This is a genomic window from candidate division KSB1 bacterium (assembly GCA_034505495.1).
Classification (GTDB): Bacteria; Zhuqueibacterota; Zhuqueibacteria; order Residuimicrobiales; family Krinioviventaceae; genus Fontimicrobium_A.
In genome coordinates this window covers 1-11,549 of record JAPDQV010000065.1, presented here as the reverse complement: position 1 = coordinate 11,549, position 11,549 = coordinate 1, and the positions used below count along the sequence as shown (strand labels likewise).

General features: G+C 53.9%; 8 protein-coding genes. 1 reads left to right on the top strand and 7 read right to left on the bottom strand.

The genetic code is table 11. From position 1 onward, the window contains the following. Positions 1–64: 64 nt before the first annotated feature. The 4 genes from ONB24_14990 to ONB24_14975 all read right to left on the bottom strand — a co-directional run bounded on the left by ONB24_14990 (position 65) and on the right by ONB24_14975 (position 3,821). Positions 65–1,318, bottom strand: a complete 1,254-nt coding sequence (locus tag ONB24_14990) for a TonB-dependent receptor (protein MDZ7317416.1) — start codon at positions 1,316–1,318, stop codon at positions 65–67. Between the two features lie 82 nt (positions 1,319–1,400). Beyond that, entirely contained in the window at positions 1,401–1,835 is a 435-nt protein-coding gene (locus tag ONB24_14985; GenBank protein ID MDZ7317415.1) for a hypothetical protein, read from the bottom strand. Between the two features lie 127 nt (positions 1,836–1,962). Further along, positions 1,963–2,859 carry a TIM barrel protein gene (locus ONB24_14980; GenBank protein MDZ7317414.1) on the bottom strand — a complete coding sequence of 299 codons (897 nt, stop codon included), beginning with the start codon at positions 2,857–2,859 and terminating at the stop codon, positions 1,963–1,965. 41 nt (positions 2,860–2,900) lie between these two features. Continuing rightward, a complete protein-coding gene (locus ONB24_14975) occupies positions 2,901–3,821 on the bottom strand; it encodes a nucleoside hydrolase (protein ID MDZ7317413.1) in 921 nt (306 codons plus the stop codon). Between the two features lie 440 nt (positions 3,822–4,261). Here ONB24_14975 and ONB24_14970 point away from each other — a divergent pair, with 440 nt between their 5' ends. After that, on the top strand, positions 4,262–5,671 hold the full coding sequence (locus tag ONB24_14970; GenBank protein MDZ7317412.1) for a DUF1593 domain-containing protein: 1,410 nt from the start codon (positions 4,262–4,264) through the stop codon (positions 5,669–5,671). Between the two features lie 203 nt (positions 5,672–5,874). Here the strand turns inward: ONB24_14970 and ONB24_14965 are convergent, their stop codons facing one another. From ONB24_14965 to ONB24_14955, 3 genes are all read right to left on the bottom strand, one after another. Next, complete coding sequence (locus tag ONB24_14965; protein MDZ7317411.1) at positions 5,875–7,980, bottom strand: tetratricopeptide repeat protein; 2,106 nt, start codon at positions 7,978–7,980, stop codon at positions 5,875–5,877. Positions 7,981–8,053: 73 nt separating this feature from the next. Beyond that, the gene (locus tag ONB24_14960; protein ID MDZ7317410.1) at positions 8,054–11,002 is read right to left on the bottom strand and encodes a T9SS type A sorting domain-containing protein; all 2,949 of its coding nucleotides are present in this window, start codon (positions 11,000–11,002) and stop codon (positions 8,054–8,056) included. A 215-nt stretch (positions 11,003–11,217) separates the two neighbouring features. Further along, on the bottom strand, positions 11,218–11,549 hold a 332-nt coding region (locus ONB24_14955), incomplete at its 5' end, for a T9SS type A sorting domain-containing protein (GenBank protein ID MDZ7317409.1).

Sequence of the window (11,549 nt, the reverse complement as noted above, 5' to 3'; positions counted from 1 at the left end):
GGTATAGAACGAGCCGAACAGATTGTGTCGGTCGTAGCGGAAACCCGCCATGGCCGTCAGATGGTCATGCAGCTTGTAGGTGTACTCGAGAAACGCGCCCGGCACCCGTTCTTCCGTGCGGGTTGCGTTCCCCTGAAAGACTTCTTCCCGATTGTTTCCGAGGAAAGAGAGACCTGAAGAGAGCTTGTGCGCACCAAAGTTCCTTTCGTAAACGAGGTTGGCGTAAAGGCTCGATTCCTCCGCATCGAAGGTCTTGTTGCCCCAAAAGGAATCCTGCCGGTGACCGAACCCTGACAAAATCAGGCCGATGCTGGAACCGTCCGGCAGCAGCGTTCCCGCCTTGGCGAACCATTCGGCGCGGCGAACGCGGTTGTGCGTGGCATAGATGGTCGGCGCTCAGCTTCCATCGGTTCATGACGCTGAAATGCGACACGAGCGGCATATCGACAAAGGTATCGTGATCGTCGTCCCATTTGCGGTTGTTGAGGCTGCCGTAAGCGAGCAGCAGCGTCGAGAGGCGTTCGCTCACTTTGCGGCCGACGCTGAGCGTGGCTTCGGAACGGCCGAGGTGGTTTTGGTACAGATTGAGGGCGATCGGCGCCTCGCGCTCCGGCTTTTTCAGCTCGACATTGATTTGGCCGGTAATCGATTCATAGCCGGAAGCCACCGACGCCGTACCTTTGGAGATGTCGATCGACTCGATCCAGAAACCGGGGATGTATTCCAGGCTGAAGGGGCTGATCAGGCCGCGCAGGGTCGGATTTTTCTCGATGAGAAACTGGGTGTAAAAGCCGGCCAGGCCGAGCAGCTTGATGCGCTTGGCGCCGCTGACCGCATCGGTCTGTTCGACGTCCACGGCCATGGTGTTTTCAAAACTTTCGGCCAGGTTGCAGCAGGCCAGCGTGCGCAGCCCCTGCTGGGTGATCCGCTGCGTGGCGACCGGAGTCTCGTGCAAGTGCAGGGCATGCGGTTTTTCCGCCTCCACCGTTACCTCTTCCATAGACTCCAAAACCGAAAGATAGACTTTGACCGGCTCATCGGCCGAGAGAATCATCAACGTATCGGGTTTGTAGCCGACATAACGGACGATCAAATGCCGACTGTTTTCGACCAGCGGCAGATGAAAGCGGCCTTCGGTGTCCGAAGTCGTGCCGACCGTGGTATCCCGCCAATAAATGTTGGCATAGACCAGCGGCACGGTATCCTGGTGCGCTTCATGAAAGTGCAGCCCGTAGACGATACCATGCAGATGTTGATCTGCTGCCCGACCCACAGATAGCAGCAGCAAAAGACAGAGTATGGAAATAGTTTTGTTCATATCAACCTCCAAATTGATTCTGCTGTTTACAAACGGATGTCGAAAAATCTGCAGGATTTTCATGATCCTGCAGCATTCGGCATCAAATCAGCAGCGGGAGGTTGATTTGAAAGGCGATGCCGAGGGGAGTAAAAAGTCGGTTTTTTGAAGTGAATTGTTCCGAAGCCGATGAGAAGACGTAGAGCGGCTCAGGGATCTCTTCCGCCGCCACGGCCCGCAGGGTCGGCGCCTCGATTTGCCGATAGCCGATCTGGTTTTCGCAGCAGACGGGCGCGGAAAGCCGCAGGTCCGCGGACGGCAAATCCGTGTTCTCAAACGTCAAAGGCTCCTGGGCGCCGTGGTGATCGCAGGCGAGGCCCGCAGCCGCATGGGTGCAGCAGCAGTCTGCAGCAGTGGTCGGAGAGTGATGCTGCAGTCGGCAGAAATGCACTGCTGCCGTATAGCCGACGGCGGAAGTCAGGTAGACAAAGATCAGCAGTGCAATGCACAAGTTTTTGAGGGCGCTATGTTTCATCATCGATAATATACGCATTTTTCAGCTTTGTAACTATGAAAATTTCGCACGTTTTTAGGCGCCGCTTTCAAGCACGCGGAAGTCTAAAACGACGACAGACGGCAAATTTGTTCCCGATGATTTCACCGGCCTAAACATCGCAGATCTGAATCGCCTGCGCCAATGAGGCGAGCGGATCGCGTTTGGGAACAAACTCCTGGCCGACGAATCCCCTGTAGCCGGCGGCGACGATGGCGCGCATGATGGCCGGATAATAGAGCTCCTGCGTTTCATCGATCTCGTTGCGGCCCGGCACGCCGCCGGTATGATAATGGCCGATGTATTCGTGATACTGCTGTATGGTGCGGATGATGTCGCCCTCCATGATCTGCGCGTGATAGATGTCGTAAAGGATCTTGACCCGCTCGGAGCCGATCCGCCTGCACACCTCCACGCCCCAGCTCATGTGATCGAACATATAGTCCTTGTGATCGACTTTGCTGTTCAGAAATTCCAAATGGATGGTGACGCTCTTTTTCTCGGCATAGCCGACGATCTGCTTGAGCCCTTCGACCGTGTGGCGGATGCCCTCTTCATCGTCCATGCCCTCGCGGTTGCCGGGAAAGGTGATCGTGCCCGGACAGCCGTGCGCCGCCGCCGCATCGATCGCTTCCCGCAGCTTCTGCAGGCATTCCGCATGATGCTCGCGACGGTTCAGCCCCTTCGTCAGGCTGTGCGAGGACACGATGGCGCAGGTCAGTCCGTAATCCCGCAAAGTCGGCAGTTCCCGCGGCTCCAACAGCTCGATCGATTGGATGCCGAGCCTGACGCACACTGCGCAAAGCTCTTCGAACGTCCATTTGTCCTTGCCGACATAGCACCACTTGCTGACCGAGTGGCGAAGGTTGCCTTTAAGCGCCGGCTCGGGGATCGCGCTCAAATCGACACCGGCATGAGCGCCGAGCGCGCCGACCAAGGTCGTCGCCGCAATGCCTTTCAAAACTGTGCGGCGATCGAGGTCATTGGCGTGGTCTGTTTCATGGGACATGGTTTGGCTCCTTTGCTTGATGTCGGATTGTTTACGGCGTCTTAACGCCGATATTTCTCTTCATAAACCTGCCAAAAATGGTTTTCCATCCGCTCCGCGTCGATGTCCGTGTAAACCCAAACCGAGCGCGCGCGATTTTCCGGCGGCGTGGTTACTGCTTCTTCTTTGGCAAACTCGGGATGAAAATAGGCGATCACCAGCGCCAAGTCCCACATGATCCAGGTCTCCTTGGCGTTGACATGATCCCAGCGTTCGGCAAGCAGTTTGTCGAGCGGACGATTTCCCAGCTTTTCGAGCGTCTTTTTTCGCTCGAACTTGAGCCGCCAGGCCGTACTTGCCGGCATCACGTGCATCTCGACCTTCGAATCGAGCAGATAATCGAACGCGTTGAGGTCGTTGCGGACGTTGAATTCGTTCTTATTCCATGCTTTGCGGTCCGGGTAGTAATTGGCGCCCATCATGTACAGAACGATCTTGTCCTGAATCTCGGGCTTTTCGATCACCGCCGAGGCGACATCGGTGACCGGTCCGAGGGTAAAGAGGACCAGCTTTTCGCCTGCCGGCCGGTTCATCGCTTCTTCAATGATCAGCTGCGAGGTTTCGGACGGTCGCGGTTCGCTGCCGCCCCAGGCGCGGCCGATGATCTTGGGCGCGCCTTTGAGGCACTGGACGTCGCTGCGTCCGGTGCACGCAAGCAGCTGCCGATTGAGCGAAAAACTCAGCTCCATGGTGCGGATTCCGTGCGTCGCATAGCCGTTCCACAAGCTGTCTGTCAGCAGATCGACATTGTTGAAATGGGCTGCGGACACGGCAAGCAATTCATCGCCGGTGACGGCGAGAAGGTAGGTGATTGCATAGAGATCGTCCATTTCGTTGGCCGTGTCGGCGTTGAGGATTAGGCGCGGTCCGGAATAAACCGCTCCGCAAAGGAAAATCATGCCGAAAAAGAGGACGCTTTTCATTTTGAATACCTCGCCTTTGCCGATAAATCACGTATCGGTGTTTGTTGCCGTAAAAAGTATGAAATCACAATCAAAAAGGCCGCCTAGTTTGCAGACTAAAGAGATAGATACTGCGGCCGTTGCTCTTTCGAAAGTTTCGCTGCGGACCGGTCGCCCGACGGTTGCAGAGGATTCCTTTCGTATAAAGCAAACTTTTGCAGCTCAAAGGCAATAGTGCGGGCGCCGGCCGATTTTGTCGTCCTGATCTCAATATAGTTTGACTCAAACATTTTCGCAAGCAAAAGCAGGATATTCTGCGCCGAATCCGGCAAACCCTTTACTTTTATTTTGAGAGATCAACATTTTTTCTTAATATCAAAAAAGCCGATTTTTATTGATTGGATACGGCAAATAATTCTTCGCTATGCTGAAAGTGACATTACCAATGGAGAGCATCCATGATGAGACGAATGTGCGCGATTCTTCTGCTTTGCCTTCCTGCAATGATTTATCCTGTCGTCGCTTGGGAACAAAGCTTTTTGCCCTCTGAAAAACCTCGAGTCATCATTTTAACCGACATTTCCAACGAGCCCGACGACGAAGAGTCCTTGGTTCGCTTTCTGGTCTATTCGAACGAATATGATGTCGAAGGGATGATCGCAACCACTTCAGTTTGGCTCAAGGAAGGGACGCGCGAGGATTTGATTCGACGACAAATCGATGCCTATGAACAAGTGCGCGGCAATCTGCTCAAACACGCCGAAGGCTTTCCAACCGCCGATCACCTCCGCAGCGTCACTTTTACCGGTCAAAAAGGGTTCGGCATGGCGACCGTCGGTTTCGGCAAGAGCACACCGGGATCCAATCACATCATCGAGGTTGTCGATCGGCCGGACGAACGGCCGATCTGGATCTGCATCTGGGGCGGCGCCAACACCTTGGCGCAGGCGCTTTGGGACGTTAAATATACCCGTTCTGCTGCGGAACTGGCCCAATTCGTCGCCAAATTGCACGTCTATTCTATCTCCGATCAGGATGACGCCGGTCGATGGCTGCGCATCACCTTTCCAGAATTGTTTTACATCGTTTCCCCCAGCAACGTCTGGTGGACGGAATATTACAAAGCGACCTGGAGCGGCATCTCCGGCGATCGTCATTATCAGAACGGTCCCTTTCACTTTTTCGAACTGGTCGACAATCCCTGGCTAAAGGAGAACATCATTGAAAACCACGGTCCGCTCGGTGCGCTCTATCCGCCGCTCGCCTACATCATGGAAGGCGACACGCCTTCCTTTCTGAATTTGATCAACAACGGCCTCGGCAGCCATCTCGATCCTTCTTACGGCGGCTGGGGCGGACGCTATCAGCTCGAACAGACCTACGCCGAGACGCGGCCGATTTGGACCAACAGCCGAGATCGCGTCCAGGCGCGCGACGGTTCCTGGCACACCACGGCGCAGGCGACCATCTGGCGTTGGCGAGAGGCGTTTCAATACGACTTTGCCGCGCGCATGGATTGGTGCATCGCCGACGACTACAAGAAAGCGAACCACAATCCGATTCCCGTTCTGCAGGGCGACGCGAGCAAACGCGTCCTGCAGATTACTGCTCGTCCGGGTGAAAAAATCGAACTCTCAACCGAAGGCACTTTTGACCCGGACGGCAACAAACTTCAAGAAAGATGGTTTGTCTATAGAGAAGCAGGGACTTTTGAGGGAGAGGTCAACCTCAAAGTCGACAAGCGGCGCGTATTTTTTACCGTGCCGGAGGCAAAGGAACCTGCGACCATTCACCTCATTTTTGAGGCCAGAGATAACGGTTCTCCCAACCTTTTCGCTTATCGGCGGGCTGTTGTAAGCATCACTCCTTAGGTGTTTAGAATTTTCCGACGGCTTGGCAGGGACCTGCCTTGCCGTCGGTTGTCAAAAAATGAGGGGAATTACGACTGATTCCGCAGACGAAACGGCAAATTGGATTATCGCTCGTTGTGTTTTGAGAGCAGAACCACGGCAAGAGAGGTCGATTTTCAAAAATGCTCGAGGAAAAACTGTTGCGATAAAGTAGCGGCTATTAATCAACGCCGTAACATTCGCAGCAGTTTTTCGGCTTTCTCTTTATCGCCCAAACGGGCGGCTTTTTCGAGGCAGGTGACGGCTGCGGCGAGGTTGCCTTTCTGCATCTCCAGCAACGCCAAGTCGGTGTAAAAGCGGCCTTCGCGCGGAAAATGCTCGAGCGCCTGCTGAATTAGGGCTTCCGCTTGAGCCGAATTTTGGCGCCGCAGCAAAAGCTCGATGAGCAGCTTGTGCGCGTTGAGGTGCGCGGGTGCAAGTTCGATCACTCGACGCAACTGCTTTTCCGCCGCCTCCGCATAGTCCGCCCGCATTAAAAGCAGCAGAGCATAGTTCATGTTCATTTCCAAATCATCCGCGTAACGCTGCAATGCTTCACGGTATACGGACAGACCGCGTTTGAAATAATAATCGGCGCGGCGATAGTCCTTTTCATCGCGATAGGCGGATTCCGTCAGCCTGAGATAGAGTCGCCCTAAGCAATCGTAGGCGGCAGCAGCCGGATACATAGTCAGAGCAGCCAGAAACTCCGCCTCGGCCGGTTCGAATTGGTCGGCAGCAGCTAATTCGCTGCCGTAAACAAGATGCAGCTCGACCCAATTCGACTTGCCTTCATCGACAAGCTGCCGCGCCAAAGCTTCCGTGCGGGGATTGCCGACTCTTTGGTAAACATGCGATTGTTCATTCGTCGAAAACGGCCAGTTCGAGGTCAAACGAAAAAGAGAATATTGCACGATCTCGTGGTCTAAAATCGTAAGCCGACATTGCTGCAAATATTCGTCAATGCTTTTAGCAGGACTTGTGCTTGCCGCCGGTCCGAGAATCCGACTATCGATCAGCGCTTCAGCGATCGTTTCGGCAATCAAGTAGTGCCCGCTCAGGTTCGGATGAACATGCTCGAGCAAAAGTTCTTTTCCCATGATGCCGCCCGGCGAACGGCGGGCAAAAGCTTCAAAACAGTCAGCCAAAGACACGTGCTTTTCATCAGTAACTTGTCGAATGATCGCATTAAAGCTCGAGGGAGCGCGGAAACGAACGACGTCCAGATCTTTGGCAGCTGAAAAATGCTTTGCAGCTTCTTGATAATCACCTAATTCAAATAGGCATTGCGCCAACTTGAAACGGATGAGCGCCGCGCTCGAATCTACGGCCAAGGCGCGACGGTAAGCTTTTGCCGCTTCTACGAACTGACCGGTTTTCTGCAGCTTATCCCCCAAGCGCATTTTTTCTGCCCACTGTAAAGAATCTCTTGGGAAAAGGTCGGAACGGTTTTTCGAGGCAAACGGCGGCAGATCCTTCAGATTATCGACCAGCGTACAAAAAACAATCGGAACGCCCCGCTTTTGTGCAAGGCGGCACATCAGCGTTAGGTTTTTTCTAAATTGCTGCGCGGTTTCAGAAACTATCGGACTATCGAGAAGGATCTCTGTGTCTTTGGCCATCAGACTCATAAGGGTGTTCGCGGGACGCTCGGAGGGCCGCTGCACCGAACGGCTGTAGAAACGGCTGATGCCGTCGCGTAAAAAAAGAAAAAACCGTGAGTTCTGCAATTGGAGGAAAAGCTGCGTCAGCCTCGCGCTGTGTGAAGGCGACAAGGCCGATGCGCGACCAAAAACGCCGTAGAACTCGTTATGGCCGGTGTAGATGACCAATACATCCGGTCGGTATTTGTCGAGGATTTCCCGCTCCATGTCGAGGACGCAGTGCGAAGTGATGCCGGTGATGCCGCAATTCAAAACCTCGATCTTTTTGTCAGGATAATAATCCGTCAAAATATTCTGTAGTATGAAGGGATAGGCTCCGTTTGGAGGATAAGGAAATCCCTGGGTAGTCGACTCACCCAAACAAAAAATGCGTCGCGTCGAAGCGTCTTTTACTGCTAAAAAGCGCTGGGAAAGCGGCACCGGCGTTTTGATGCCTTTTTGAAAAAAGTAGCGGCGGGTAAAATTTTCGTTGAGAACATATTCCGAAATCGAGCCGCTCTTTTGCAGGACAAATAGATCGCGATTCCCTCCATAGCGGATAATTTGCAATACTCCTTCCAGGCAGGCCAAGAAGAGGAACGGCAGCAGCCAAAGAATTGCGGTAAAAATGATTTTTTTGGTTTTCATTGACTGACGGATAAAGAAAAACCTTTAGGGCGCAACCGCCCTAAAGGTTTTTCGAAGGTTATGATGACAACGGCTATTTAATCAGCATCATTTTATTGGTTAAAGTGTGATTGGCCGTTTTCAGACGGTAGAAATAGACGCCGGACGGCAAGTCGGCCGCATCGAACTCGTAGCGGTAAACGCCCGCCGTCAATTTACCGTCCACCAGCACTCTGACTTCGCGGCCGAGGATGTCGTAAACAGCCAGTTTGACTTTATCATCGACAGGCAGCGAGAAGCTGAGGGTGGTGGTAGGATTGAACGGGTTCGGATAGTTCTGCAACAGCTCGTAGCTGTCCGGCAGGCGATCGGAGATTTTCTCTTCCACTGCCGTCGGTTTGGTCTTGAATTGCACGCCCGAGAATACGGCAGTTGAGGTCTTGGTCGCGTGATGAGCCGTGACCGCCATACCGACATAAATCTGACCGGTCATCTTGATCTCCGTCTGCCCGACCTTCAGCCAGGCTTTGCCGTCCACCGAAGTCCATCCTTGCAAGAGGTCACCGATGCGAACGATCTTGACAAAGCGCGGCGCCTTGACCTTCGGTTCGCCTGCCGCATCTTGGCTTTCCTGACCGGCTTTGGTACGATACTGGAAATGCTCGCCGTTGTCCGAAGCCAGGCAGATAAAGGCGTAAGCAGAGTTGGGCGTCAAGTCGTCGCGGATCATCAGCCCGGCTTTGGTCCACGGATCGGATTTGGTCAGGCTCTCTAACTTGGCGGTCAGTTCAATGTCGCCGCTGCGAACTTGGAAAGCGAAACGGAAAGCATCTTCCGTTCCCCCAATATCCGCTCCGGCTCCGGCAACCGTCCACGTGCCGCTGCTCTCGGTGACACTTCCGGGAGCCGGCACGGCTCCAAGGTTCATCGTCAGCCAGTCCGCAGGCAGGCTGGTCGGCACATAGAGCGGTGCCAGAGGATTGCTGAGGGCAGGATCTCTCGGGCTGACCGGCGTCATTTTGAGCTGATGGTCGGGTAGAAACTCGACGGTTCCGTGGTTGGCCGGGGTATTCCAGACGTTATCCTTCAAAACGGTTGCCCAGGAAATCGAGCCTTCCCGTTTGTCTACGTCGTTGTCGTGATTCATAATGGCCAGGCCGAAGATTTTACCGACCTCGGGAGTCAAAGAACGGGTGGCATCTTTCAACCACTCCCACTTGATGCGCGCTTCGATGGCATAACCGCCGGAAATTTTGGTGCGGGCATAATCTTCTTTGGTGACGACGTTGCCGGTTGCTCCGCCGTTACCGGTCAGGTTAGTGATGCCGCTCCAATTTGCCGGGTCCACATCCGGCGTGTCAAGCGCCGTGATGGTGATGCCGATCTGGCCGGTCGTAACCGGTTGCGAAGGATCCGGATCAAAGTACAGCTCCAACACGTCATTCTGCCAGGAGGTGGGATTGTTGACGTTCACTTTGTTGTCCTTAACTTCCTCGTAGACATAAAGATATGTCTCATCCCACGCCGTCCATAGCGAGGCGGAAAGATCGGCGGCATTATCGGGCTGGCCGTTGTCGTTATAAGCGGCAGCAGGAATGACAATATAGCCGTTATCGGGCCCGCTGAGGAACTTGTACCATGGATCGCGTTGACCGTCGATGACCATGTTGAAATTGAGCTCCGGTGTAACCGGCGAGCGGTTGATTTCGACATTCGAATAGACCGCAGTCGAAAGAGCGCCGTTGTTGTGAGCAGTGACGGCCATTCCGACATAGACCTGGCCGCTCATGGGAATCGTCGCTCTGCCGATGAAATCCCATTTCACGCCGTCAGGAGAAGTATAGCCGGCAAACACATCGCCGATGCGCTGCAGTTTGAGCCACTTGGGCGGCACAACCGTAGTGACGCCGGCAATATGGTTGCTCTCTTTTCCGGGGGCCGGGCGCCACTGAAACGCTTCGCCGTTGTCCGAAGCTAGCGCAACAATGGCATGCGCCGAGCTGTCGTTAAGCGCGTCACGAATCATCAAGGCGCCTTTCGTCCACGGGTCTGACTTGGTCAAAGATTCCAAATAGGCGGTAATTTCCACATCGCCGGTTACGGTTTGGAAAACAAAGCGAAAGCCGTCTTTGGTTCCCCAGATATCGGCGCCGGAGCCTGTGACGGTAAATTTGTCATCGGCAAACTCGGCGCTGCCGGCTGCCGCTACATCGCCGATATCCATGGTCAACCACGGCTCGGGAAGCCCATTGGGCTCATAGAGCGGTGCCAATGGATTTTTAACGCCGGTGATGGCGTTTTCCGCGCTGAATTTCAGCTTGTTGTTCTCGAGGAATTCGACTTTGCCGTGCATCGGCGGCTGATTCCAAACCGCATCATCCATGATCGTCGCCCAGGTGATCGATCCTTCTCTTTGCGCGACGTCGTTGTCGTGGTTCATGGTCGCCAGACCAAAAATGTTGCCGACAGCCGGCGTGATGGGGTTGCGGCCGTCAGTTGCCTTGATCCACTCCCACTTGATGCGGCCTTCGAGTATATAGCCGTCCTCGGTCAACCGCCGGGCATAATCTTCTTTGGATACCACATTTCCGGCCGCCATGCCGTTGCCGGTCAAGTTCATAACTCCGGTCAAGTTTGCCGGATTTTCGACGTCGGCCGAATCCAATGCCGTTATGGTAATGCCGATCTGGCCGGTTGCCTTGGCAGCGGCAGGATCCGGGTCAAAGTACATTTCGAGTATGTCGTTCTGCCAGGAGGTCGGATTGTTGAGATGAACGACATTGTCTTTTACCTCTTGGTAAAAGTACAAATAATTTTCATCCCAGGCGGTCCACAGTTTGGCCGATAGATCCGCATCATCATTCGGTTGCCCGTTGGTGTTGTAGCAGGCCGCCGGAATGATAATGAAACCATCCGCCGGGCCGGTCAGCTGTTCGTACCAGGCGTCCTTTTGCGCATCGATGACGAGATCGAGCGGTTGGCTTTGCACGACGGAGATGATGAGCAAAACAGCAGCTAAAGTAGTCATCAAATTCTTCATCATCTAAGCTCCCTTGTTAAGGTTAAACAAATCATTCATTGATTGAAAGCTTGAAATTTTTCGCCCCTTTTATTCCTCCCTATTGTTCATGTTGTGTAGTTAATTGTCCATAAAATATAAAGGAAAAATTAATAAAAGCAACGAAAACTTAACAAAAAAAGCCTTCGGGGTCCAGCCCCGAAGGCTTTTTAATATGGATGGATGTTACCGTCTGCGGGTTATTTGATGAGCATCATTTTCTGGGTGAGGGTTTTTTCGTTGGTTTGCAGGCGGTAGAAGTAGACGCCGGAGGGTAGGTCGGCGGCGTTGAAGGAGACGGAGTGGATGCCGGCCTCGAGTTTGGCGTCGATGAGCGAAGCGACCTGTCTTCCGAGGACGTCATAGACGACGAGTTTGACCTTGCCGTCTTTGGGCAGGGCGAACTCGATGGTGGTCGACGGGTTGAAGGGGTTGGGGTAGTTTTGCTTCAGCTCATAGTCGGTGACGAGTTGAGCGGGCTGGTCGGAGACCTGGGACTTGACGGCTCCGCCGACGAGTCTGGCGAGGCCGA